The sequence below is a fragment of the Streptomyces araujoniae genome (genome assembly GCF_050871195.1).
Lineage (GTDB): Bacteria > Actinomycetota > Actinomycetes > Streptomycetales > Streptomycetaceae > Streptomyces > Streptomyces bacillaris.
Map to the genome: position 1 here is coordinate 1553123 of NZ_CP194070.1, position 25529 is coordinate 1578651.

The 25529-nt window shown below is 70.6% G+C and carries 18 protein-coding genes and 1 tRNA gene; 12 read left to right on the forward strand and 7 right to left on the reverse strand.

The annotated features are described in order from the left end of the window. Window positions 1–8: 8 nt before the first annotated feature. Window positions 9–1520 (reverse strand): 30S ribosomal protein S1, encoded by a 1512-nt coding sequence (gene rpsA / locus ACQ9ZG_RS06620; RefSeq protein WP_018512105.1) that lies wholly within the window; start codon window positions 1518–1520, stop codon window positions 9–11. Between the two features lie 436 nt (window positions 1521–1956). Between rpsA and ACQ9ZG_RS06625 the strand changes: the two genes are divergently transcribed. Continuing rightward, window positions 1957–2787, forward strand: coding sequence for a class I SAM-dependent methyltransferase (locus ACQ9ZG_RS06625; RefSeq protein ID WP_028419274.1), 831 nt, complete (start codon window positions 1957–1959; stop codon window positions 2785–2787). A 109-nt stretch (window positions 2788–2896) separates the two neighbouring features. Further along, window positions 2897–5662 (forward strand): ATP-dependent RNA helicase, encoded by a 2766-nt coding sequence (locus tag ACQ9ZG_RS06630; RefSeq protein ID WP_499280096.1) that lies wholly within the window; start codon window positions 2897–2899, stop codon window positions 5660–5662. Here the strand turns inward: ACQ9ZG_RS06630 and pgfA are convergent. The 3 genes from pgfA to ACQ9ZG_RS06645 all read right to left on the reverse strand — a co-directional run bounded on the left by pgfA (window position 5649) and on the right by ACQ9ZG_RS06645 (window position 8779). Further along, window positions 5649–6629, reverse strand: coding sequence for a cell envelope lipid trafficking protein PgfA (gene pgfA, locus ACQ9ZG_RS06635; RefSeq protein ID WP_109917357.1), 981 nt, complete (start codon window positions 6627–6629; stop codon window positions 5649–5651). The two genes, ACQ9ZG_RS06630 and pgfA, sit on opposite strands and share 14 nt — an antisense overlap. A 25-nt stretch (window positions 6630–6654) precedes the next feature. Next, the gene (locus tag ACQ9ZG_RS06640) at window positions 6655–6792 is read right to left on the reverse strand and encodes an SPW_0924 family protein (RefSeq protein WP_106961771.1); all 138 of its coding nucleotides are present in this window, start codon (window positions 6790–6792) and stop codon (window positions 6655–6657) included. A gap of 223 nt (window positions 6793–7015) precedes the next feature. Next, entirely contained in the window at window positions 7016–8779 is a 1764-nt protein-coding gene (locus ACQ9ZG_RS06645) for a lytic transglycosylase domain-containing protein (RefSeq protein ID WP_499280097.1), read from the reverse strand. 203 nt (window positions 8780–8982) lie between these two features. On the opposite strand from ACQ9ZG_RS06645, the gene ACQ9ZG_RS06650 reads away from it, so the two are divergent. After that, a complete protein-coding gene (locus ACQ9ZG_RS06650) occupies window positions 8983–9867 on the forward strand; it encodes a DUF4184 family protein (protein WP_499280098.1) in 885 nt (294 codons plus the stop codon). Window positions 9868–9963: 96 nt separating this feature from the next. Here the strand turns inward: ACQ9ZG_RS06650 and polA are convergent, their stop codons facing one another. After that, entirely contained in the window at window positions 9964–12675 is a 2712-nt protein-coding gene (polA, locus tag ACQ9ZG_RS06655) for a DNA polymerase I (RefSeq protein WP_109916329.1), read from the reverse strand. Between the two features lie 212 nt (window positions 12676–12887). On the opposite strand from polA, the gene ACQ9ZG_RS06660 reads away from it, so the two are divergent. From ACQ9ZG_RS06660 to ACQ9ZG_RS06690, 7 genes are all read left to right on the forward strand, one after another. Next, window positions 12888–15188, forward strand: coding sequence for an FdhF/YdeP family oxidoreductase (locus ACQ9ZG_RS06660; RefSeq protein ID WP_109916330.1), 2301 nt, complete (start codon window positions 12888–12890; stop codon window positions 15186–15188). An 89-nt stretch (window positions 15189–15277) separates the two neighbouring features. Next, window positions 15278–15748, forward strand: a complete 471-nt coding sequence (locus ACQ9ZG_RS06665) for a PaaI family thioesterase (protein ID WP_018512096.1) — start codon at window positions 15278–15280, stop codon at window positions 15746–15748. Between the two features lie 655 nt (window positions 15749–16403). Further along, window positions 16404–17639: a branched-chain amino acid ABC transporter substrate-binding protein gene (locus ACQ9ZG_RS06670; protein ID WP_026237533.1), complete on the forward strand. Its 1236-nt coding sequence runs from the start codon at window positions 16404–16406 to the stop codon at window positions 17637–17639. A gap of 99 nt (window positions 17640–17738) precedes the next feature. Then, a complete protein-coding gene (locus ACQ9ZG_RS06675; RefSeq protein WP_028419266.1) occupies window positions 17739–18668 on the forward strand; it encodes a branched-chain amino acid ABC transporter permease in 930 nt (309 codons plus the stop codon). Then, complete coding sequence (locus ACQ9ZG_RS06680; protein WP_028419265.1) at window positions 18665–20503, forward strand: branched-chain amino acid ABC transporter permease; 1839 nt, start codon at window positions 18665–18667, stop codon at window positions 20501–20503. Before ACQ9ZG_RS06675 ends, ACQ9ZG_RS06680 begins: the two co-directional genes overlap by 4 nt. A 2-nt stretch (window positions 20504–20505) precedes the next feature. Next, window positions 20506–21471 (forward strand): ABC transporter ATP-binding protein, encoded by a 966-nt coding sequence (locus ACQ9ZG_RS06685; RefSeq protein WP_109916331.1) that lies wholly within the window; start codon window positions 20506–20508, stop codon window positions 21469–21471. After that, the gene (locus tag ACQ9ZG_RS06690; RefSeq protein WP_018488060.1) at window positions 21468–22184 is read left to right on the forward strand and encodes an ABC transporter ATP-binding protein; all 717 of its coding nucleotides are present in this window, start codon (window positions 21468–21470) and stop codon (window positions 22182–22184) included. Before ACQ9ZG_RS06685 ends, ACQ9ZG_RS06690 begins: the two co-directional genes overlap by 4 nt. Window positions 22185–22271: 87 nt before the next feature. Here the strand turns inward: ACQ9ZG_RS06690 and ACQ9ZG_RS06695 are convergent, their stop codons facing one another. After that, a complete protein-coding gene (locus ACQ9ZG_RS06695) occupies window positions 22272–22928 on the reverse strand; it encodes an ANTAR domain-containing response regulator (RefSeq protein WP_018512090.1) in 657 nt (218 codons plus the stop codon). Between the two features lie 100 nt (window positions 22929–23028). Between ACQ9ZG_RS06695 and ACQ9ZG_RS06700 the strand changes: the two genes are divergently transcribed. Both ACQ9ZG_RS06700 and ACQ9ZG_RS06705 read left to right on the forward strand, forming a co-directional pair. After that, window positions 23029–23101, forward strand: a tRNA-Leu gene (locus ACQ9ZG_RS06700). Window positions 23102–23212: 111 nt separating this feature from the next. Continuing rightward, window positions 23213–23992, forward strand: coding sequence for a hypothetical protein (locus ACQ9ZG_RS06705; RefSeq protein WP_109916332.1), 780 nt, complete (start codon window positions 23213–23215; stop codon window positions 23990–23992). Between the two features lie 11 nt (window positions 23993–24003). Here ACQ9ZG_RS06705 and pyk read toward each other — a convergent pair whose 3' ends face one another. Continuing rightward, window positions 24004–25443 (reverse strand): pyruvate kinase, encoded by a 1440-nt coding sequence (gene pyk, locus ACQ9ZG_RS06710; RefSeq protein ID WP_109916333.1) that lies wholly within the window; start codon window positions 25441–25443, stop codon window positions 24004–24006. Window positions 25444–25529 lie beyond the last annotated feature (86 nt).

Here is a 25529-nt window from a genome sequence, read left to right on the forward strand (position 1 = left end):
CCGGAGCGTCAGCTCTGGCCGCCCGCCAGCTTCTCGCGCAGCGCGGCCAGGGCCTCGTCCGACGCCAGGGCGCCGGAGTTGTCCGCCGACTCCGAGGAGTACGAACCGCCACCGGAGCCGCCCGAGGCGGCCGGAGCGGCGCCGGCCGGGGCGGCAGCGCCCTCGGCAGCGGCGGCCTCGTCGGCCTCGCGGCTCTTGATGACCTGGGCCTGGTGCTGCTCGAAGCGCTGCTGCGCCTCGGCGTACTGGGTCTCCCAGACCTCGCGCTGCGCCTCGAAGCCCTCGAGCCAGTCGTTGGTCTCGGGGTCGAAGCCCTCGGGGTAGATGTAGTTGCCCTGGTCGTCGTAGGACGCGGCCATGCCGTACAGGGTCGGGTCGAACTCGACCGAGGCCGGGTCGCCACCGAAGGACTCGTTGGCCTGCTTCAGCGAGAGGCTGATACGACGGCGCTCGAGGTCGATGTCGATGACCTTGACGAAGATCTCGTCGTTGACCTGGACGACCTGCTCCGGGATCTCCACGTGGCGCTCGGCCAGCTCGGAGATGTGGACCAGACCCTCGATGCCCTCGTCGACGCGGACGAACGCACCGAACGGAACGAGCTTGGTGACCTTACCCGGGACGACCTGACCGATCTGGTGCGTACGGGCGAACTGCTGCCACGGGTCTTCCTGCGTCGCCTTGAGCGACAGGGAGACGCGCTCGCGGTCCATGTCGACGTCGAGGACCTCGACGGTGACTTCCTGACCGACCTCGACGACCTCGGAGGGGTGGTCGATGTGCTTCCAGGAGAGCTCGGAGACGTGCACGAGACCGTCGACGCCACCCAGGTCCACGAAGGCACCGAAGTTGACGATCGAGGAGACGACGCCGGAGCGGACCTGACCCTTCTGGAGGGTGGTGAGGAACGTCTGGCGAACCTCGGACTGGGTCTGCTCGAGCCAGGCACGGCGGGACAGGACCACGTTGTTGCGGTTCTTGTCCAGCTCGATGATCTTCGCCTCGAGCTCCTTGCCCACGTAGGGCTGGAGGTCGCGGACACGACGCATCTCGACGAGCGACGCCGGGAGGAAGCCGCGGAGGCCGATGTCGAGGATGAGACCACCCTTGACGACCTCGATGACGGTACCGGTGACGATGCCGTCCTCTTCCTTGATCTTCTCGATGGTGCCCCAGGCACGCTCGTACTGAGCGCGCTTCTTCGAGAGGATCAGGCGGCCTTCCTTGTCCTCCTTCTGGAGAACCAGGGCCTCGATCTCGTCGCCGACCTTGACGACCTCGTTCGGGTCGACGTCGTGCTTGATCGAGAGCTCGCGGCTCGGGATGACACCTTCGGTCTTGTAACCGATGTCGAGGAGAACCTCGTCCCGGTCAACCTTGACGATGACACCGTCAACGATGTCGCCGTCGTTGAAGTACTTGATCGTCTCGTCGATCGCCGCGAGGAACGCGTCCGCGTCGCCGATGTCGTTGACCGCAACCTGCGGAGTGGTGGCGGTGGTCTCGGTGCTGCTCGTCATGTGGGAAAGGGCTCCGGTACGGACAGAGAGTCGTAGGTACTGCTACGCCGAAAGCCCGTATCGCCTCTGCAGAAGCCGGACAGCCTGGAAAGCACGCAATCCGTTTCCGGAGAGACGCTCTCGACAACCGAGGGGACATGCAACAGACGCGAGCGCGGCCTGCTAGGTCTGAGGCGCGCAGGCTCGCAGCGCAACTTGTAGCATACGGGGGCAGCCGGACAGGGTCAATGCGCGCAGGCGCGAACCGAGGGGCACCACGGCCCCGTACCGGCCCTGTACCGGAGCAACTCCTGTTCTCCGAGGCGTGTTCGGGCCGATCGACCCGTACACAATACGGCAGTGCGGCAAGACGTCGCGCACACGCGTCCCTCTCGCGGTACCGCCTCTGGTCCGTACCGCGTGCGGCGAGTGAAGGCAAACTACAACGACGGGCACGATGAGCCAAGAGATCCACGGCACCCACTCCGGCGAACCCGCGGAGCCCGAAGCGACCCGGCGCGCGGCCGGCGAGGCCGAGAGCAGCCGCGCCAGCCGCGGCTGGTGGGACCGGAACGCCGACGAGTACCAGAGCGACCACGGCGGCTTCCTGGGGGACGACCGCTTCGTCTGGGGCCCCGAGGGGCTCGACGAGGCCGAGGCCGGCCTGCTGGGGCCCGCCGCCTCCCTCCAGGGCCTGGACGTCCTGGAGATCGGCGCCGGGGCGGCCCAGTGCTCGCGCTGGCTGGCCGCCCGGGGCGCCCGCCCGGTGGCGCTCGACCTCTCCCACCGCCAGCTCCAGCACGCCCTGCGCATCGGCGAGGGGATCCCGCTGGTGGAGGCGGACGCGGGCCGGCTGCCGTTCCGGGACGCCTCCTTCGACCTGGCCTGTTCCGCGTACGGGGCGGTGCCCTTCGTCGCCGATCCCGTACGCGTCTTCCGCGAGGTCCACCGGGTGCTGCGGCCGGGCGGGCGGTGGGTCTTCTCCGTGACGCACCCGATCCGCTGGGCGTTCCCGGACGAGCCGGGGCCCGAGGGCCTCTCCGTCGCCGCCTCCTACTTCGACCGGGTCCCCTACGTCGAGCAGGACGAGGAGGGCAACGCGGTCTACGTGGAGCACCACCGCACGCTCGGCGACCGGGTGCGGGACGTGGTCGCGGGCGGTTTCCGGCTGCTCGACCTGGTCGAACCGGAATGGCCCGTGTGGAACGACCAGGAGTGGGGCGGCTGGTCCCCGCTCCGGGGCAACCTGATCCCGGGAACGGCGATCTTCGTGTGCGAGCGGGGCTGACAGCTCTCCCCGACGCCGGCGCTCACCTCTTCCCGAGGCCGGCACCGGTGTCCGCCCGAGGTCGGGGCTGACGTCTTCGCCGGGGCGGACCGCGTACGACACTGGGACCGTGATCCGCACCGAAGCCCTGGACCGCCTCCCCGTCCGCACCGCCGTCCCCGCGCTCCGGCGCGCGCTGGAGGACCGTGGCGTCGCCGTCCTCTGCGCCCCGCCCGGCACCGGCAAGACCACCCTCGTACCGCTCGTCCTGGCCGGGCTGACCGGGGACGGGCCGGTGCGCCGGGTCGTGGTGGCCGAGCCGCGCCGGATCGCCGCGCGGGCGGCGGCGCGGCGGATGGCCTGGCTGCTGGGCGAGCGGCCGGGCGGCCGGGTCGGCTTCACCGTGCGCGGGGAGCGGGCGGTGGGGCGGGACACGGTGGTGGAGGTCGTGACCACCGGGGTGCTGCTCCAGCGGCTCCAGCGCGACCAGGAGCTGGCCGGGGTCGATGTGGTGGTCATCGACGAGTGCCATGAGCGCCACCTGGACGCGGACACGGTGGCCGCCTTCCTCCTGGACGTACGGGAGGCGATCCGGCCCGATCTGCGGCTGGTGGCCGCGTCCGCGACGACGGACGCGGAGGGGTGGGCGCGGCTGCTGGGCGACGCTCCGGTGGTCGAGGCCGAGGGGGTCGCGTACCCGGTGGAGGTCGTCTGGGCGCCGCCCGCGCGGCCCGTGAAGCCGCCGCACGGGATGCGGGTGGACCCTGCCCTGCTGACGCATGTGGCGGCGACCGTGCGGCGGGCGCTGGCCGAGCGGGAGGGGGACGTGCTCTGCTTCCTGCCGGGTGTCGGGGAGATCGCGCGGGTGGCCGGGCAGCTGGCCGGGGTGGACGCGGAGGTGCTCCAGGTGCACGGGCGCGCCCCGGCCGCCGTGCAGGACGCGGTGCTGGCCGGGTCGTCCGGCGTACGGCGGGTGGTGCTGGCGACCTCGGTGGCGGAGTCGTCGCTGACCGTGCCGGGCGTACGGGTCGTCGTCGACTCGGGCCTGGCCCGGGAGCCCCGTACCGACCATGCCCGGGGGCTGAGCGCGCTCACCACCGTACGGGCCTCGCAGGCGGCCGGCCGGCAGCGTGCGGGCCGGGCGGGGCGGGAGGCGGCCGGGGCGGTGTACCGGTGCTGGGAGCAGGCCGAGGACGGGCGGCTCGCGCGCTTCCCGGCCCCGGAGATCAAGGTGGCCGACCTCGCCGCCTTCGCGCTCCAGGCGGCGTGCTGGGGCGACCCGGAGGCCTCCTCGCTGGCCCTGCTGGACCCGCCGCCCGCGGGGGCGATGGCCGCCGCCCGGGAGGTGCTGGGCGCGGTCGGCGCGGTGGACGCGGCGGGCCGGGTCACCGACCGGGGCGTACGGATGTCCCGCCTCGGGCTGCACCCCCGGCTGGCGCGAGCGCTCCTGGACGGGGCCGCGGAGGTCGGGGCGCGGCGGGCGGCGGAGGTGGTGGCGCTGCTGAGCGAGGAGCCGCCGAGAGAGTACGGGGACGATCTGGCTGCGGCGCTGCGCATGGCCCGCCGGGGCCAGGACGGGTACGCAGGCCGCTGGAAGCAGGAGGTGCGGCGGCTGTCCGCCCAGGTGGACGGCGCGGGCTCCGGCCGGGCGGGCGGCGCGGGCTCCGGGGCCGACTGCGGGAAATCGCCGAGCACGGGTTCCGGGGCCGGTTCGGGCACCGGGGCCGCGCCCGCCACGGGCTCCGGAAAGTTGCCGGGCTCCGAGGCCGCGCCAGTCACGGGCACGGGCACGGGCTCCAGGTCCAGTTCCGGTGCAGGTTCGGGCTCCGGGTCCGGGTCCGGGTCCAGCTCCGGGGCCGGTTCGGGCTCCGGCTCCGGTACGGGCCCCGGCTCCTGGGGCGGCCCCGGCGCGGGGCGCTCCGATGACGCCGTGGCCGGGCTCGTCGCCGCGCTGGCCTTTCCCGAGCGGGTGGCGCGGGCCCGGGGTGAGGGGGCGTTCCTCATGGTGTCGGGGACGGGCGCGGAGCTGGGGGACTCCTCGCGGCTGCGCAGCGCGCCCTGGCTGGCCGTCGCCGTCGCGGACCGGCCCGCCCACGCGGCCTCGGCGCGCGTACGGCTGGCGGCGGTGATCGACGAGGACACCGCGCTCCTGGCCGCCGGGCGGCTGCGGGTGCGCGGCGAGGAGGTCCGGTGGGCCGACGGTGATGTGGTGGCCCGGTCGGTGGACCGGGTCGGGGCGGTGGAGCTGGCGGTCCGCCCGCTGCGGCAGCCGGGTCCGGAGCTGGTGCGCGGGGCCCTGGTGGAGGGGCTGGAGCGGGAGGGGCTCGGGCTGCTGCGGTGGAGCCGGGACAGTGAGCAGCTGCGGCTGCGGTTGGCGTTCCTGCACCGGGTGGTGGGGGCGCCGTGGCCGGACGTGTCGGACGGGGCGCTCCTCGCGGACCCGGGTGCCTGGCTGGAGCCGGAGCTGTCCCGGGCCCGCCGCCGGGCGGACCTGGGGCGGATCGACGCGGGGCAGGCGCTGCGCCGGCTGCTGCCGTGGGCGACGGGCGAGGCCGTACGGCTGGACGAGCTGGCGCCGGAGCGGATCGAGGTGCCGAGCGGCTCCCGTATCCGTGTCGAGTACGGCGGCGAGCAGCCCGTACTGGCCGTGAAACTCCAGGAGTTGTTCGGGCTGGCCGAGACGCCCCGGGTGGCCGGGGTGCCGGTCCTGGTGCACCTGCTCTCCCCCGCCGGGCGGCCCGCGGCCGTGACGGCGGACCTGGCGTCGTTCTGGCAGGACGGCTACAGGGCCGTACGCGCGGAGCTGCGCGGCCGCTACCCGAAGCATCCGTGGCCGGAGGACCCCGCGACCGTACCGGCGACGCGCTACACCTCGGCCCGGCTCAGGCGCTCGTAGGGCCTTGCCGACGTGGGCCGGCGGGCTGCCGCGAGCGCGCCTCCAGCCAGAGCGCGAGTGCGAGCAGTCCGATGCCCAGGCCCAGGAAGCCCCAGGGCAGGTAGGAGGTGAGGAGCAGGACCAGGACGCGCTGGGACTTCACCAGCTCGACGGTGTCGGCGATGTAGTCCTCGCGCATCTTCACATGGCCGTCGAACGCGGTGACGGTGTCCTCGGACATGCCCATCTTCCGGGCGTCGCGCAGTTCCTCGGTGTGGATCTCCTCGCCGTTGACCGGCGCCCCGGTGACGGGTTCGACCCAGAACATCCGCTTCGTGGTGTACCAGCGGGTGATGCCGGTCTGCGCGATCTGCTCGGCGGTGATGCCCTCGATGGGCATCTTCTTCGGCATCGGGACCCTGGTCCAGGGAATGGTCTGCTCGAAGTAGTAGACCTCCAGACCGCGGAAGGTGCGGGTGCCCTGGTAGCGGATGGGGGCGGTGGTGCGGGTCTGGGCGTCGAAGTACTCGTAGTCCCGTCTCTCCGTGAGGAAGGGCCATTTGAACTCGATGCCGGTGCGGCGGACGGGGTCGCCGTCGACCATCTCGCCGGTGGCGTTGACGGGGGCCTGGGTGTGGGCGTCGAAGATGTAGCGCTCGGGGATGGCGGAGACCGTCTTCCCGTCGGGGCCCTCGATGTAGGAGAGCGCGTCCCAGACGACGACGTCCCGCCCGGCGCTCCGTTCGATCCGCTCGGACTCCTCCACGTTGCCCTTGAGGGTCTGGACGATGGTGACCTTCTCGACCTCCTTGGCCCGGAGGGTCGTGTAGTCGAGGAGGGTCGCGGGCTTCGCCTCCAGGACGACCACCTGGTACTGGTTCGGCGGCACCTTGGCCAGCCGGGGGAAGGCGTACCAGCGCAGCAGCGGGGACAGGGCGGTGAAGAAGACGGCGAAGGCCAGGAGTACGAGACCGGCTCGGCGGCGCATAGTGGTGACCTCTCCCTCTGCGGTGCTACCTCTGGGGGCCCGGGACCGTGGTGAGCAGGGGCTCGGGCGAGGTCTCCCCGGGCGGGGAGCCGACGGCGGAGAGGGTGAGCACGAGCGCGAAGGCGGCGGCCAGCCCGATGACGGCGGCGACGAGAGCACGCATGCCCGACCTCCTGGGGCGGTGTTCCGATGACGGCGACGGCCCGATGACCCGTGACTGACGGCCCGTCAGGGTGGGGCACCGTAGCAACCCGGGCGCGAGATGAGAACAGCCGGGAGCCCCCGGGCTCTGCGGGGGCGGGCGGGAGCACGGACAGCCCCCGCGCCGGGTGGGCGCGGGGGCTGTCGCGAGGCGGTGGAGCGGTCGGGCGGGTGGAGCCGGTGGGTCAGGCCTCGGGGGTCTCCGTCTCCTCCGGGGCCTGGACGGTCAGCTCGACGACGAGCGTGGCGCCGCCCTCGGTGGTGAGGCGCAGCTTGTACGTGCCCGGGTTCTCGTCGGCGAAGAGGTCCGGGAGCCGGAGCAGGCCGTCCGCGTCGGTGGTGAGGTCCAGGGTGCGCAGCGGGTTGCCGTCCGCGTCCTTGAAGTACGGGCCCTTGTCGTTGTCGACGAGCCCCAGGCTGTCCTTGACCAGGGTGGCGGTGACGGCGACTCCGCCCGCGTCGGCGCCCTTGTGGGTGGCCTTGACCGTGACGGCGTCCGCGAACTTCTCGCCGGGCGCGGCGACCAGGGCCTCCTCGCCGACGCGGACGATCTTGTCGGCCTGGCGGGCGGTGACGCTCGCCGCGTAGGTCAGGGTGCGGGGCCGGGTGGTGCCCGCGGTGGCGGTGACGGTGAACTCGCCGGTCTTCTCGCCCGCCTTGAGCGCGGGCGCGGTGGCGGTGCCGTCGGCCTTGCTGATGACGGTGACCGTCTTCTTCCCGCCCTCGAAGAGGGTGCCGGTGGTGCCGGTGACGGTGAAGGTGACGGGCACCTGGGCCATCGCCGCGCCGAGGGCGTTGCGGGCGCGGACGGAGACCCGCTCCTCGAACGTGCCGCCCGCGGTGGCGGTGAGGGGGCCGGTGCCGGCGTTCTCCAGGGAGCCGAAGGTCTCCGACGGGGAGGGGGTCGGCGTCGGCGTCGGGGTGGGGGTCGGCGTGGGGGTGGGCGTCGGCGTCGGGGTGGGGGTCGGCGTGGGGGTGGGCGTCGGCGTCGGGGTGGGGCTGGTGGAGCCGTCGCCGGGCTTGGAGGGGCTCGGGCTCGGCTTGGTGGTGCCGGGCTTCGAGGGGGACGGCGTCGGGCTCGGCGTACCGGCCGGGGTGGGGATGGGGTTCGGCGTCGGGGTGCTGGGCGCGGTGGGGAGGGTGCCGCTGCCGTCGGGCACCTCGTGCGTGCCGCGCTGGTAGTACGCGAACCAGGAGCGGACCGTGCGCAGGTACTCCGTCGACCGGTTGTAGCTGAGCACCGCCCGGTCCAGGTCGGCGGCGACGGCCAGGTTCCGGCCGCCCGCGCAGAGGTAGCGGCCGGCGGCGAGCGCCGCGTCGTAGATGTTGTTGGGGTCCTTGCGGCCGTCACCGTTCGCGTCCTGGCCCCAGGTGGCCCAGGTGGACGGGATGAACTGCATCGGGCCGACCGCGCGGTCGTGGACCGCGTCGCCGTCGTACGCCCCGCCGTCGGTGTCCTTGATGAGCGCGAAGCCCTGGCCGTTGAGGGCCGGGCCGAGGATCGGGGAGGGGGTGGTGCCGTCGGCGTCCACCCGGCCGCCGCGGGCGTGGCCGGACTCGACCTTGCCGATCGCGGCGAGGAGTTGCCAGGGGAGCCGGCAGGCGGCGTCGGTGGAGGCCACGGTCCGCTCGGCCTGCTGGTAGGCGGCCAGGACGGTCGCCGGGATGCCCGCCTCGGCGCTGCCGGTGGCGATCGGGAGGTTGCTGGACGAACCGGGCCGGTCGGGCGTGACGAGCGGGGGAAGGTCGGTGTAGTACGGGGAGTTGCCGGTGGCCGCACCGTCCTCGGGGCCGCCCGACTCACCGCCGGCGGTCTGCTGGTCGCCGACGGGCCCTTCGGCCATCGGGGCCGCGGGCGCCTGGGAAGCCGCGAGCGCCGCCACGGCGGCCGCCGCCACCGCGGTGGTCGTGGCCCCCTTGCGCAGTCGTCGGCGAATGTGCGCTGCCATACGTTCCGGTTCCTCCCCCTCGACGGCCGCTCCCGCGCTCCCCAGCGCGGGACCCCAGCGACCCTACGGCACCTTGTGGCACCGAGGCATCGCACCCTGACCGCTTCTTACTGTTTTTTCACGTCCCTTCCTACACGTTGTCCAAGAGGGCAACGGAGGGTGCCCCCACGGGCGGTCCGGACCGCTCGCGCATACTTGCCGCCATGCCGTTCACCCTCAGCCATGCCGCCGCCGTGCTCCCTGCGGTCCGCCGGAACGGGACCGGCCGCCTGGGCCTGTTCCCCTCGGCCCTGGTCGCCGGTTCGTTCGCGCCCGACGTCACCTACTTCGCGGACACGCTGCTGCCCGGCGCGATGGAGTTCGGTGATGTCACCCACACCCTGCTCGGGGTGGTCACGGTGAACGTGCTGATCGCCGCCGTGCTGGTGGCGGTCTGGGCGGCGCTGCGCGAGCCGCTGGTGGCGCTGGTTCCGGTGCGCGTACGGGGCCGCGTCCACGCCTTCGTACGGGGGCGGCGGTGGACCCGGGAGACGTTCGGGCCGTCGGCCTGGCTGTGGTTCGCGGGGTCCGCCGCGCTCGGGGCGGCCACGCATGTGGTGTGGGACGCGTTCACCCATCACAGCCGGTGGGGGACGGAGTTGCTGCCGTTCCTGAACCGGGGCGTGGGCGGCTTCCCGCTCTACCAGTTCGCGCAGTACGGCAGTTCGGCGCTGGCGCTGGTGGTGCTCGGCTGGTTCGTGGCCACCGGGCTGCGGCGCGCGGTGGCCGCCCCGGTGCCCGAGGCGCTCCCGGTGCTCGGGCGGGGCGAGCGGCGGGGCGCGCTCGCGCTGCTGGCCGGCTGTGTGGTGGTGGGGACCGTCCACCGCTGCGTGCGGTGGTACGCCCACTTCGGGCGGGTGGAGAGCCCGCTCGACATCATCCCGACCGCCTGCTTCGGGGCGGGCGCGGGACTCGCGGTCGGTCTGCTGCTGTACGGGGTGTGGATGCGGCTGGCCCACGGAGGGCGGCGGCGGCCGCCGGAGACCCGGGAGCCGGAACCCGTACCGGGCGGCCCCCGCACGGAGGCGTCCGCCGCCGACCGGACGTAACCCCGAAGGAGCGTCACAGCACGGCGGCGGGCCCGGGACCGCTCTGCGGTCCCGGGCCCGTCGGTCATGCCGTGGCACGTCGGCCGTAGCGGTGGCTCAGTGGGCCGCCGACTCCCAGTCCTTGCCGACGCCGACCGAGACGTCCAGCGGGGCGCGCAGCTCCACCGCGTTCGCCATCTCGTGGCGCAGGATCTCCTCCACCCGCTTCCGCTCGCCCTTCGCGATCTCCAGCACGATTTCGTCGTGCACCTGGAGCAGCATCCGCGAGGTCAGCTCCGCCTCCCGCAGCGCCTTGTCCACCCGGAGCATGGCCACCTTCACGATGTCGGCGGCGGTGCCCTGGATCGGGGCGTTGAGCGCCATCCGCTCGGCGGCCTCGCGGCGCTGGCGGTTGTCGCTGTTCAGGTCGGGGAGATAGCGGCGGCGGCCGAGGATCGTCTCCGTGTACCCGGTGGCGCGGGCCTCCTCGACGACCCGGTGGAGGTAGTCCCGTACGCCGCCGAACCGCTCGAAGTAGGTGTCCATCAGCACCCGGGCCTCGGCGGGGTCGATGTTCAGCTGCTGGGAGAGGCCGAACGCGGAGAGGCCGTAGGCCAGACCGTACGACATGGCCTTGATCTTGCGGCGCATCTCCGGGTCGACCGCGCTCTTGTCCACGCCGAAGACCTGGGAGGCGACCGTGGTGTGCAGGTCCTCGCCGGAGGTGAACGCCTCGATGAGCCCGGCGTCCTCGGAGAGGTGCGCCATGACCCGCAGCTCGATCTGGCTGTAGTCCGCCGTCATCAGCGTCTCGAAGCCCTCGCCGACGACGAAGCCCCGGCGGATCGCCCGGCCCTCGTCGGTGCGGACGGGGATGTTCTGCAGGTTGGGCTCGGTGGAGGAGAGCCGGCCGGTCGCCGCGACCGTCTGGTTGAACGTGGTGTGGATACGGCCGTCGGCGGCGATCGTCTTGATCAGACCCTCGACGGTGACCCGCAGCTTGGCCTGCTCGCGGTGGCGCAGCATCAGCACCGGCAGCTCGTGCTCGGTCTGCCCGGCCAGCCAGGCCAGCGCGTCCGCGTCCGTCGTATAGCCGGTCTTGGTCTTCTTCGTCTTCGGCAGCCCCAGCTCACCGAAGAGGATCTCCTGGAGCTGCTTGGGCGAACCGAGGTTGAACTCCCGGCCCACCGCCGCGTGCGCCTCCTTCACCGCCTGCTGCACGGTCCCGGCGAACTGCTGCTCCATGGACTCCAGATGGGCCCGGTCGGCGGCGATCCCGTGGCGCTCCAGGCGAGCCAGGAGGACCGAGGTCGGCAGCTCCATGTCGTGGAGCAGCTCGGCGGCGCCGACCTCCTTCAGCCGGGTGGTGAACGCGTCGCCCAGGTCGAGCACGGCGCGGGCCTGCGCCATCAGGGCGTCCTGCTCGGCCCGGTCGTCCGCGCCGAAGGCCAGCTGACCGTCGGAGGCGGCGGCCGGGGCCAGCTCACGGCCCAGATACTCCACGGCCAGGGCATCCAGGGCGAAGGAGCGGCGGCCCGGCTTCACCAGATACGCGGCGAGCGCCGTGTCCATGGTGACGCCTTCGAGCTGCCAGCCGTGCTCGGGGAAGACCCGCATCACGTTCTTGGCGTTGTGCAGGACCTTGGGGCGTGCCGGGTCCGCGACCCAGGCGGCGAACGCCTTCTCGTCGGCCTCGTCGAGCTGGGTCGGGTCCAGCCAGGCGGCGGCCCCGTCGGCGGCGGCGAGGGCGATCTCGGTGACCGTGCCGGCGCCCAGCGACCAGGTGTCGACGGTCATCAGCCCGAGCGGCTGCGCACCGTGCTCCGCCAGCCAGCCGGTGACCTCGCCGGAGCCGAGGACCGTGCCGTCCAGCTCGATCCCGGCCGCCGGGGCGGGCGGCTCGGCCTCCGCCGCACCGGGGTCGACGGCGAGGAGGCGCTCGCGCAGGCTCGGGTTGCGGATCTCCAGTATGTCCAGGATGCCGGTGACCGCCGTGCGGTCGTACGGGGCACGCTCCAGCTCCGCCGGGGTCTTCGGCAGCTCCACGTCCCGGACCATCTCGGTGAGGACCCGGTTCATCTTGACGGCGTCCAGGTGGTCGCGGAGATTCTGCCCGGCCTTGCCCTTGACCTCGTCCGCCCGCTCCATCAGCTCGCCGAACGAACCGAACTGGTTGATCCACTTCGCGGCCGTCTTCTCGCCGACGCCGGGGATGCTCGGAAGGTTGTCCGACGGGTCGCCGCGCAGGGCGGCGAAGTCCGGGTACTGCCGCGGGGTGAGCCCGTACTTCTCGACGATCTTCTCCGGGGTGAACCGGGTCAGCTCGGAGACCCCCTTGGTGGGGTAGAGCACGGTCACGTTCTCCGTGACCAGCTGGAAGGAGTCCCGGTCGCCGGTGACGATCAGCACCTCGAACCCGGCCGCCTCGGCCTGGGTCGCCAGCGTCGCGATGACGTCGTCGGCCTCGAAGCCGTCCACCGCGAACCGGTCCGCGCGCATCGCGTCCAGCAGCTCGCCGATCAGCTCGACCTGCCCCTTGAACTCGTCGGGGGTCTTGGAGCGGTTCGCCTTGTACTCCGGGAACTCCTCGGCACGCCAGGTCTTGCGGGACACGTCGAACGCCACCGCGAAGTGCGTGGGCGCCTCATCACGCAGCGTGTTCGCCAGCATCGACATGAAGCCGTACACGGCGTTCGTCGGCTGGCCCACCGCCGTCGTGAAATTCTCCGCGGGCAGGGCGAAGAACGCCCGGTACGCCAGGGAGTGCCCGTCCATGAGGAGCAGGCGCGGTCGGTTGTCTGCCGTCTTCTTCGATGCCGTCTCAGCCACGCCCCCGATCCTGCCACGCCCCACTGACAATCCGGACCGGGCAACCCCCGTACGGCCCTCACACACCCGGTGTACGGCCCTCGCCCGGCCGTGCCCGGCCCCCGCCCACCCCGTGACCCGGTGCCCGGACGGGTGCGATGTCCGTGGTGCGTGACAGGATCGATACCGAGGCAGAACGCACGCGGACGTCGCGCTCGAAGAGGAGCAGCATCATGGCCAGCAAGCCGCCCACCGGTGACCCGGTCCAGGACGCCCCGCAGGTCGGGGCGGCACCGCACGCCGCCGCCGGGCTGCCCGCCGTCGCCCACTCCCTGCGCATCGCGAGCCGGCAGATGGGCCTGCGCCGCACCGCGCAGACACTCCTCAAGGTCAACCAGAAGGACGGTTTCGACTGCCCCGGCTGCGCCTGGCCCGAGGGCGACAAGCGGCACACCGCGGAGTTCTGCGAGAACGGGGCGAAGGCCGTCGCCGAGGAGGCGACACTGCGCCGCGTCACCCCCGACTTCTTCGCCGCCCACCCCGTCACCGACCTCGCCGGGCGCAGCGGCTACTGGCTGGGCCAGCAGGGCAGGATCACCCAGCCGGTGTACCTCCCCGAAGGCGCCGACCGGTACGAGGCGATCACCTGGGAGCGCGCCTTCGAGATCATCGCGGAGGAGCTGACCGCACTCGGCTCCCCCGACGAGGCCCTCTTCTACACCTCGGGCCGCACCAGCAACGAGGCCGCCTTCCTCCTCCAGCTCTTCGCCCGCGAATTCGGCACCAACAACCTGCCCGACTGCTCCAACATGTGCCACGAGTCCTCCGGCTCGGCACTCGGCGAGACCATCGGCATCGGCAAGGGCAGCGTCTCCCTGGAGGACATCCACCGGGCCGACCTGATCATCGTCGCCGGACAGAACCCCGGCACCAACCACCCCCGGATGCTCTCCGCCCTGGAGAAGGCCAAGGACGCCGGAGCCCGGATCATCTCGGTCAACCCGCTCCCCGAAGCCGGCATGGAGCGGTTCAAGAACCCCCAGACCCCGCACGGCATGCTCAGGGGCACCCCGCTCAACGACCTCTTCCTCCAGATCCGCATCGGCGGCGACCAGGCCCTCTTCCGCCTCCTCAACAAGCTGATCCTGGCCGCCGAGGGCGCCGTCGACACCGCCTTCGTCACCGAACACACCCACGGTTACGAGGAGTTCGCCAAGGCCGCCGAGGACGCCGACTGGGACCAGACCCTGCGGGCCACCGGCCTCACCCGCGCCGAGATCCAGCAGGCCCTCGCCATGGTCCTCGCCTCGGAGCGCACCATCGTCTGCTGGGCCATGGGCCTCACCCAGCACAAGCACTCCGTGCCCACCATCCGCGAAATCGTCAACTTCCTGCTGCTGCGCGGCAACATCGGCCGCCCCGGCGCAGGCGTCTGCCCCGTGCGCGGCCACTCCAACGTCCAGGGCGACCGCACCATGGGCATCTTCGAACGGCCCGCACCCGCCTTCCTGGACGCCCTCGACAAGGAGTTCGGCATCACCTCGCCCCGCCACCACGGGTACGACGTGGTCCGCTCCATCCAGGCCCTGCGCGACGGCGAGGCGAAGGTCTTCTTCGCCATGGGCGGCAACTTCGTCGCCGCCACCCCCGACACCGCCGTCACCGAGGCCGCCATGCGCCGCGCCCGCCTCACCGTCCACGTGTCGACCAAGCTCAACCGCTCCCACGCCGTCACCGGCACCCGCGCCCTGATCCTGCCCACGCTCGGCCGCACCGACAAGGACGTCCAGGCGGGCGGCAAGCAGTTCGTCACCGTCGAGGACTCCATGGGCATGGTCCACGCCTCCCGGGGCAACCTCACCCCCGCGAGCCCCCACCTCCTCTCCGAACCGGCCATCGTCGCCCGCCTCGCCCGTGCGGTCCTCGGCACCGGCTCCCGCACGGAATGGGAGGAGTTCGAGCGCGACTACGCCACCATCCGCGACCGCATCTCCCGCGTCGTCCCCGGCTTCGAGGACTTCAACACCCGCATCGCCCGCCCCGGCGGCTTCACCCTCCCCCACGCCCCCCGCGACGAACGCCGCTTCCCCACCGCCACCGGCCGCGCCAACTTCACCGCCGCCCCCGTCGAGTTCCCCGAACTCCCCGAAGGCCGCCTCCTGTTGCAGACCCTGCGCTCCCACGACCAGTACAACACCACCATCTACGGCCTCGACGACCGCTACCGCGGCATCAAAGGCGGCCGCCGCATCGTCATGGTCAACCCCGACGACGCCGCCGCCCTCGGCCTCACCGACGGCGCCTACACCGACCTCGTCAGCGAATGGAAGGACGGCGTCGAGCGCCGCGCCGAGGGCTTCCGCATCGTCCACTACCCCACCGCCCGCGGCTGCGCCGCCGCCTACTACCCGGAGACCAACGTGCTGGTCCCCCTCGGCTCCACCGCCGACACCAGCAACACCCCGGCCAGCAAGTCCGTCGTCATCCGCTTCGAGGAGCCCCAGACCCCCGGGAGCACCCCCGGCGACGACTGAAAACCGCCACCCACTAAGCGTCCGCTCAGCCGTCTGGTAAGAACAGTGCACACACCAATGAACCAGCGCAGACGATCGGAGCCGGACCCATGGGCGAGCACACCGCACCCCTCTTCCCGCAGGAAGTCATCGACGAGTACGCGGCACTCGGCGTCGACCTGCCCGCCCTCTTCTCCGCCGGCCACCTCGGCGAACGCATGGGCGTGACCATCGTCGAGGCCGCCGCCGACCGCGTCGTCGGCACCATGCCCGTCGAAGGCAACACCCAGCCCTACGGCCTCCTGCACGGCGGCGCCTCCGCCGTCCTCGCCGAGACCCTCGGCTCCATCGGCTCCATGCTCCACGGCGGCGCCACCAAGATCGCCGTCGGCGTCGACCTCAACTGCACCCACCACCGGGGCGCCCGCAGCGGCCTCGTCACCGGCGTCGCCACCCCCGTCCACCGCGGCCGCTCCACCGCCACGTACGAGATCGTCATCACCGACGAACAGGACAAGCGGGTCTGCACCGCCCGCCTCACCTGCCTCCTCCGCGACACCCCCCGCCCCGACGCCGGCTGACCCCCGACCCCCCGCGGCCGCACGCCGCGTCACTCCCGTAACGCCTCGGCACACCCCCCGAACCACCCCCCGCACCACCACACTGCCCGGCCGGAATCGCCCCCCGCATTCCGGCCGGGCAGCGCCATATCCCCACCAAACACAACCGCGTTGATCAACACCCTCGGTCAACACCCTTGACGGTGACGGCCGTTCCATGAGCCACTCAGCAGCCACATTGGCCTCGGCAAACGCGAACACACTCTCGCCGCCGTAACACTGCGTAACAACCACGAAATACGAAAACCAGCCGCCCACCCCGACCCGAGGCCCCCGGGGCACCCCGGCACGCCCGACGCCACCCCCACCCCGCGTCAGCACCATGATCACCCCAAGCCCCTTAGCAGAGCTGCACGTTCTCAACATGTGGTCAATGCGCACTACATGCCAAAGCCACACATCCACCCCCACGAACCTCAAGCCTTGCTCAACGGCATAACAAGAGCGTCACATCCGCCGCCGACCCGTGCCGCACCCCCTCAGCTGCGCTTAGAGTCACCGCCAGTCACCGCGCCGCCGGGCGCCTCTGCTGCACGGCCCTGTACCAACCCAGTACGGCCCGGCGACCGACACGGCACCTCAAGCAGAGGAGGCCGCGCCAGGGAAAGGACTTTTCGTGCGACACCGTTCTTTGCTCATACTCACCGCCGTGCTCACCACCGGAGCACTCACCCTCACCGCCTGCGGTTCGCGCGACGACAGCAACAACAGCGGCAGCGGCGACAGCGGCACCACCACCGTGGTCATCGGCCTCGACGCCCCGCTCACCGGCGACCTCTCCGCCCTCGGCCTCGGCATCAAGAACTCCGCCGACCTCGCCGTCAAGCAGGCCAACGAGAAGAAGTACGTCGAAGGCGTCACCTTCAAGATCCAGGCCCTCGACGACCAGGCCCAGCCCTCCTCCGGCCAGCAGAACGCCAGCAAGCTCGTCGCCAACAAGGACGTCCTCGGCGTCGTCGGCCCCCTGAACTCCTCCGTCGGCGAATCCATGCAGAAGGTCCTCGCCGACGCCAAGCTCGTCCAGGTCTCCCCCGCCAACACCTCGCCCTCCCTCACCCAGGGCCAGAAGTGGAACGAGGGAACCAAGGAGCGCCCCTTCGCCTCCTACTTCCGCACCGCCACCACCGACGCGGTCCAGGGCCCCTTCGCGGCGCAGTACCTCTTCAACGACGCCAAGAAGAAGAAGGTCTTCGTCATCGACGACAAGAAGACCTACGGCGCCGGCCTCGCCGGCACCTTCAAGGCCGAATTCGAGAAGCTCGGCGGCACCATCGCCGGCACCGAGCACATCGACCCCGAGACCAAGGACTTCTCCTCGGTCGCCACCAAGGTCAAGAGCTCCGGCGCCGACGTCGTCTACTACGGCGGCGAATACCCCGCGGCCGGCCCCCTCAGCAAGCAGATCAAGAAGGCCGGAGCCAAGATCCCCGTCGTCGGCGGCGACGGCATCTACAGCGGCGAGTACATCAAGCTCTCCGGCGCCGAAGGCGTCGGCGACCTCGCCACCTCCGTCGGTGCCCCCATCGACACCCTGCCGTCCGCCAAGGAGTTCGTCGCGAACTACGAGAAGGCCGGCTACAAGGAGCCCTTCGAGGCCTACGGCGGCTACTCCTACGACGCCGCCTGGTCCATCATCGAGGCCGTCAAGGCCGTCGCCGACGCCAACGACGGCAAGCTCCCCGACGACGCCCGCGCCCAGGTCGCCGAAGCCGTCGGCAAGGTCGACTTCGACGGCGTGACCGGCAAGGTCTCCTTCGACGAGTTCGGCGACACCACCAACAAGCAGCTCACCGTCTACGAGTACAAGGACGGCGACTGGGTCGCGGTCAAGTCCGGCGAACTCACCAGCTGACACCACAAGCCTGACCGACCTACCACCGGCCGCGCGGGGCGCCGCACACCAGGCGCCCCGCGCGGCTCGATATCCGGCGAAAGACACGGAGGACCCGCGGTGAACGAACTGCCGCAACAGCTGGTCAACGGCCTGCTACTCGGATCGATGTACGGGCTCGTCGCCATTGGCTACACGATGGTCTACGGCATTGTCCAGCTCATCAACTTCGCCCACGGCGAGATCTTCATGACCGGCGGCTTCGGGGCCCTCACGGTCTGGCTCATACTCCCCAGCGGCACCAGCGTGCTGCTCGCACTCCCCCTCATGCTCATCGGCGCGATCGTCGTCGCCACCACCATCGCCATCGGAGCGGAACGATTCGCCTACCGGCCGCTCCGCGGCGGCCCACGCCTGGCACCCCTCATCACCGCCATCGGCCTCTCCCTCGCCCTCCAGCAGGCGGTCTGGGCCTGGTACCCCGGCGCCAAGTCCGCCCGCACCTTCCCCGAGATCCCCGGCGGCCCCTTCGAACTCGGACCCGTCACCATCCAGACCGGTGACGTCTTCCTCCTCATCGCCGCCCCCATCTCCATGGCCATCCTCGGCTACTTCGTCATGAAGACCCGCACCGGCCGCGGCATGCAGGCAACCGCCCAGGACCCCGACACCGCCAAGCTCATGGGCATCAACACCGACCGCATCATCGTGGTCGCCTTCGCCCTCGGCGCCACCTTCGCCGCCATCGGCGCCGTCGCCTACGGCCTCAAGTACGGCGAAGTCCAGTTCCGCATGGGCTTCCTCCTCGGCCTCAAGGCCTTCACCGCAGCCGTCCTCGGCGGCATCGGCAACATCTACGGCGCCATGATCGGCGGCCTCACCCTCGGCGTCGCCGAAACCATGGCCGCCGCCTACGTCTCCGAAATCCCCGGCCTCGAACAGCTCGGCGGCCAGTCCTGGGCCAACGCCTGGGCCTTCGTACTCCTCATCCTCGTGCTCCTCTTCCGGCCCCAAGGCATCATGGGCGAGCGCGTCACGGACAGGGCGTGAGCACCATGACCACCACCCAGACCACCACCAAGGTCACCGCACCCGCACCGGCCGAACCCGCCACCAGCGGCACCCTCGCCCTCCCCCCGCACATCGCACGGGCGACCGCCACCGCAGGCGGCGCGATCACCGTCATATCCGCCTTCCTCGCCTGGACCTGGACCTCCGCCTTCCCCGGCGACCTCACCGTCTACGGCTACCCCGGCGGCCTCCAATGGCTCGTCCTCGTCAGCGGCGCCCTCCTCACCCTCTTCGGCCTCTCCTCCTACGGGATCAAGGGCCTCACCTGGCTCACCCCCCAGGGCGCCGACCCCGCCATCCGGCTCGCCGCCTACGCCGCCCTCGCCACCGCCTGGTTCTCCATGGGAGCCATCGCCACCACCCTCGGCGGCGTCGTCAACCTCGAACCCGGCGCCTACGTCGCCCTCATCGGCACCCTCATCGGCTGGATCGGCGCCCGCTCCCTCCCCTACGAGCGGCCCGAAACCACCCCCGCCGACCCCGAGGACACCGGCTTCGGCCAGTTCAAGCACAACCTCGGCAACCGCTGGGAGACCTACAAGGGCGCCTTCACCACCGGCACCGCCGCACCCGCGAAGACCCTCCCCTCGTACGTCGAAATCCTCATCGTCGCCGCCGTCCTCGCCCTCGGCCTCGTCGTCTTCACCTACGGCATCACCACCGAGTACGACGAACTCTTCATCGGCTTCCTCATCACCGCAGGCTTCGGCTTCGCGGCGATCCAGAAAGCCGGCCTCATCCAGCGCGTCTCCGCCCTCACGGCACGCCACCGCAACGTGACCCTCGTCGGCGCCTTCGCCGCCGCCGCGGCCTTCCCGTTCACCCAGTCCGACGACCAGTACGCGACCATCGGCGTCAACATCCTGATCTTCGCCACCGTCGCCCTCGGCCTCAACATCGTCGTCGGCCTCGCCGGACTCCTCGACCTCGGCTACGTCGCCTTCCTCGGCGTCGGCGCCTACGCCGCGGCCCTCGTCTCCGGCTCCCCCACCTCCCCCTTCGGGATCCACCTGCCCTTCTGGCAGGCCATCCTCGTCGGCGCCGCCGCATCCATGATCTTCGGCGTCCTCATCGGCGCCCCCACCCTGCGACTGCGCGGCGACTACCTCGCCATCGTGACCCTCGGCTTCGGAGAGATCTTCCGCATCGCCGTCCTCAACCTCGACGGCACCTCCGGCCCCGACGTCACCAACGGCTCCAACGGCATCTCCTCGATCCCGAACCTCAACCTGTTCGGCTTCGACTTCGGCGCCACCCACACCATCGCCGGATTCACCATCGGCCGCTTCGCGAACTACTTCTTCCTGATGCTGCTGGTCACCCTCATCGTCGTCGTGGTCTTCCGCCGCAGCGCCGAATCCCGCATCGGCCGCGCCTGGGTCGCCATCCGCGAGGACGAGACCGCCGCCGAAGCCATGGGCATCAACGGCTTCCGCACCAAGCTCATCGCCTTCGCCCTCGGCGCCACCCTCGCCGGCCTCGCCGGAGCCGTCCAGGCACACGTCACCTACACCGTGACCCCCGAGCAGTACCAGTTCGCCCACGCCGTCCCGCCCAACTCGGCCTTCCTCCTCGCAGCGGTCGTCCTCGGCGGCATGGGCACCATCAGCGGACCCCTCGTCGGCGGCGCACTCCTCTTCCTCATCCCGGCCAAGCTCCAGTTCATGAGCGACTACCAGCTCTTCGCCTTCGGGCTCGCCCTGGTCCTCCTCATGCGCTTCCGCCCCGAGGGCCTCATCGCCAACCGCCGCCAGCAACTCGAATTCCACGAGAAGGACGAAGCGCCCGCCACTCTCACCAAGGCAGGGGCCTGACGATGACCACCGACACCACCACCGCCGAGACGACAGCCGTCACCACCGGCGAAACCGTCCTCGACGCCCGCGGCGTCACCATGCGATTCGGCGGCCTCACCGCCGTCCGCTCCGTCGACCTCACCGTCAACAGCGGAGAGATCGTCGGCCTCATCGGACCCAACGGCGCCGGAAAAACCACCTTCTTCAACTGCCTCACCGGCCTCTACGTCCCCACCGAGGGCGAAGTCCGCTACAAGGGCACCGTCCTGCCGCCCAAATCCTTCAAGGTCACCGCCGCAGGCATCGCCCGCACCTTCCAGAACATCCGACTCTTCTCCAACATGACCGTCCTGGAGAACGTCCTCGTCGGACGCCACACCCGCACCCGGGAAGGCCTCTGGTCCGCCCTCCTCCGCGGCCCCGGCTTCCACCGCGCCGAAGCCGAATCCAAGGCCCGCGCCATGGAACTGCTGGAGTTCATCGGCCTCGACCACAAGGCCGAACACCTCTCCCGCAACCTCCCCTACGGCGAACAGCGCAAGCTCGAAATCGCCCGCGCCCTCGCCAGCGAACCCGGCCTCCTCCTGCTCGACGAACCCACCGCCGGCATGAACCCCCAGGAGACCCGCGCCGCCGAAGAACTCATCTTCGCCATCCGCGACAAGGGCATCGCCATCCTCGTCATCGAGCACGACATGCGGTTCATCTTCAACCTCTGCGACCGCGTCGCCTGCCTCGTCCAGGGCGAAAAACTCGTCGAAGGCACCGCCGCCGAAGTCCAGGGCGACGAACGCGTCGTCGCCGCCTACCTCGGCGAACCCTTCGAAGGCGACCCCGGCGCCGCCGAAGTCGCCGAAGTCGAAGCCGCGGAAGCACACGCCGCCGAAGCGGAAGCAACGGCCACGGCCACCGACGCCACCGCCGACGCCACCCCCGCCTCCCCGGCCACCCCCGGCGAGAGCACCAGCAAGGAGAACGACCGATGACCGCACTACTCGAAGTCGAGGACCTGCGCGTCGCCTACGGCAAGATCGAGGCCGTCAAGGGAATCTCGTTCAAGGTCGAGGAAGGCGAAGTCGTCACCCTCATCGGCACCAACGGCGCCGGCAAGACGACCACACTGCGCACCCTCTCCGGACTGATCAAGCCCCTCACCGGCCAGATCAAGTTCAACGGCAAGTCCCTCCGCAAGATCCCGGCCCACCAGGTCGTCTCGCTCGGACTCGCCCACTCCCCCGAAGGCCGCCACATCTTCCCCCGCATGTCCATCGAGGACAACCTGCGACTCGGCGCCTTCCTCCGCAAGGACAGCGACGGCATCGCCAAGGACATCCAGCGCGCCTACGACCTCTTCCCCATCCTCGGGGAACGCCGGAAGCAAGCAGCCGGAACCCTCTCCGGCGGCGAACAGCAGATGCTCGCCATGGGCCGCGCCCTCATGTCCCAGCCCAAACTGCTCATGCTCGACGAGCCCTCCATGGGCCTCTCCCCGATCATGATGCAGAAGATCATGGCCACCATCACCGAACTCCGCGACCAGGGCACCACCATCCTGCTCGTCGAGCAGAACGCCCAGGCGGCACTCTCGCTCGCCAACCACGCCCACGTGATGGAAGTCGGCAGCATCGTCCTCTCCGGCACCGGCCAGGACCTGCTCCACGACGACTCGGTCCGCAAGGCGTACCTGGGCGAGGACTGAGGTCCTTCCCGTACGCGAGAGGCCCGCACCCGGTTCTTCCGCCCGGGTGCGGGCCTCTCCCTTTACGCGTACGTCAGCGGTACGGGACTACTCGGCCGCCTTCTTCTTCTCCTCGGCGTCCGCGATCAGCGCCTCCGCCAGCTGCTGCATCGACATCCGGCGGTCCATCGACGTCTTCTGGATCCACCGGAACGCGGCCGGCTCCGACAGCCCGTAATCCGTCTGCAGAATGCTCTTCGCCCGGTCCACCAGCTTCCGCGTCTCCAGCCGCTGCGACAGATCCGCGATCTCGCTCTCCAGCGCCTTCAGCTCCGCGAACCGGGAGACCGCCATCTCGATGGCCGGCACCACGTCGCTCTTGCTGAACGGCTTCACCAGGTACGCCATCGCCCCGGCGTCCCGGGCCCGCTCGACCAGGTCGCGCTGCGAGAAGGCGGTGAGCATGAGGACCGGCGCGATGGACTCCTCCGCGATCTTCTCGGCGGCGGAGATCCCGTCGAGGACCGGCATCTTCACGTCCAGGATCACGAGGTCCGGCTTGTGCTCCCGGGCCAGCTCGACGGCCTGCTGCCCGTCGCCCGCCTCACCGACGACGGAGTAGCCCTCCTCCTCCAGCATCTCCTTGAGATCGAGGCGGATGAGGGCCTCGTCCTCGGCGATGACGACGCGGGTCGTCAGCGGCGGGACGTGCGACTTGTCGTCGTCGACGGCGTCTACGGGCTGGGGCGACTCGGGGGTGGTCACGGGGCTCCTCGGTAAGGACAGGGATGCAGCTCCCAAGAGCCTACCTAGTTACGGTATGTTTGAGGCACGGAGGATCCCCGTTATCCTTCGTTTCGAAGGGGCCCCGGTAGCCCAGCGGTAGAGGCCATGGATTCAAAACCCATACAGCGTCGGTTCGAATCCGACTCGGGGCACTTCTCCTTCGATTCCAAGGTCGCGTGACTTATTGGTGATCTTCACCCTTGCCGGTGAACGCGCCTTCGATTCGGGCACACGCCTTCGAAGGTCGCAGGAGACTACGCTGCATGGAGCAGCACAATCCGTCGATACGCGACGAAGCACTCGCCCTCCTTCGGGGCGGGACCACCAATCGAGCAGTGGCGGAACACCTCAATGTGCCGCGCGGAACAGTCGGCTGGTGGCTGCACGAGGACCGCAAACGACGCGGCATGCCGTACGAACAGCCCACCGACTGCCCCGTGTGCACGGGCCGGGAGTTCGATCGCCCCGCCTACGCCTACTTACTGGGGCTGTACCTCGGTGACGGGCACATCACGTCGAAGCCGAAGCAGCACCATCTGTCGATCTTCTGCGACGCCATCTGGCCGGGTGTGATCGACGAGGCCGAATCAGCCATACGGAAGGTGATGCCCATGCCGCGCACCGGTCGGCGCCGGAGAAACAACTGCGTCGAGGTGAAGTCGTACAGCAAGCACTGGACCTGCGCCTTCCCTCAGCACGGGCCGGGCAAGAAGCACGATCGGCCGATCGCCCTCGAAGGATGGCAGCAGCAGATCGTCAGCGCCCAGCCCTGGCACTTCGTCAGGGGCCTCATCCACTCCGACGGCTGCCGGAACATGAACTGGACGACCAGGGTCGTCCAGGGCGAACGCAAGCGGTACGAGTACCCCCGGTACTACTTCACCAACGTCTCCGACGACATCCGGCGGCTCTACACCGACACCCTCGACGCGCTCGGCGTCACCTGGACGCACTGCACGCGGGCGGGCAAGCCCTACAACATCTCCGTAGCCCGACGGGCATCCGTCGCCCTCATGGATGCGCACGTCGGGCCGAAATACTGAGCTGGGCCGCCCTACTTCGGGCTGTCGTCCTCGCCGATGTGGTGGACGCGGACCAGGTTGGTGGAGCCGGCCACGCCGGGCGGGGAGCCGGCGGTGATGACCACGATGTCGCCCTTCGCGCAGCGGCCGATGCGGAGGAGTTCCTCGTCGACCTGGGCCACCATCGCGTCCGTGGAGTCGACCTTCGGACCGAGGAAGGTCTCGACGCCCCAGGTGAGGTTGAGCTGGGCGCGGGTCGCTTCGTCGGGGGTGAAGGCGAGGAGCGGGATGGGTGAGCGGTAGCGGGAGAGGCGCTTGACGGTGTCGCCGCTCTGGGTAAAGGCGACGAGGAACTTGGCGCCGAGGAAGTCGCCCATCTCGGCGGCGGCGCGGGCTACGGCTCCGCCCTGGGTGCGGGGCTTGTTGCGTTCGGTGAGGGGCGGGAGGCCCTTGGCGAGGATGTCCTGTTCGGCCGCTTCGACGATGCGGGACATGGTGCGGACGGTCTCGATGGGGTGTTTGCCGACGCTGGTCTCGCCGGAGAGCATGACGGCGTCGGTGCCGTCGATGACGGCGTTGGCGACGTCGGAGGCTTCGGCGCGGGTGGGGCGGGAGTTGTCGATCATCGAGTCGAGCATCTGGGTGGCGACGATGACCGGTTTGGCGTTGCGCTTGGCGAGTTTGATGGCGCGCTTCTGGACGATGGGGACCTGTTCGAGGGGCATTTCGACGCCGAGGTCGCCGCGGGCGACCATGATGCCGTCGAAGGCGGCGACGATGTCGTCGATGTTCTCGACGGCCTGGGGTTTCTCGACTTTGGCGATGACGGGGAGGCGGCGGTTCTCCTCGTCCATGATGCGGTGGACGTCGTCGATGTCGCGTCCGGTGCGGACGAAGGAGAGGGCGATGAGGTCGGCGCCGGTGCGCAGGGCCCAGCGGAGGTCGTCGATGTCCTTTTCGGAGAGGGCGGGGACGGAGACGGCGACGCCGGGGAGGTTGAGGCCTTTGTTGTCGGAGACCATGCCTCCTTCGATGACGGTGGTGTGGACGCGGGGGCCGTCGACGTCGGTGACTTCGAGGGTGACGCGGCCGTCGTCGACGAGGATGCGTTCGCCGGTGGTGACGTCGGCGGCGAGGCCGTCGTAGGTGGTGCCGCAGATGTCGCCGTCGCCTTCGTTGTCGAGGGGTTCGACGGTGATGGTGAAGGTGTCGCCGCGTTCAAGGAGTACGGGGCCTTCGCGGAAGCGGCCGAGGCGGATCTTCGGGCCCTGAAGGTCGGCGAGGATGCCGACGCTGCGGCCGGCTTCCTCGGCGGCTTTGCGGACGTGGTGGTAGCGCTGTTCGTGTTCGGCGTAGGAGCCGTGGCTGAGGTTGAAGCGGGCGATGTCCATTCCCGCTTCGACCAGGGCTTTGATCTGGTCGTATGTGTCGGTTGCGGGTCCCAGGGTGCAGACGATTTTTGCTCGGCGCATGGTTCGAGCCTAATCCTTACCTACGGGTAGGTATGTGGCTGCTCATGACACCTCAACAACCTTTGGGTGAAGGGTTATTGACAAGT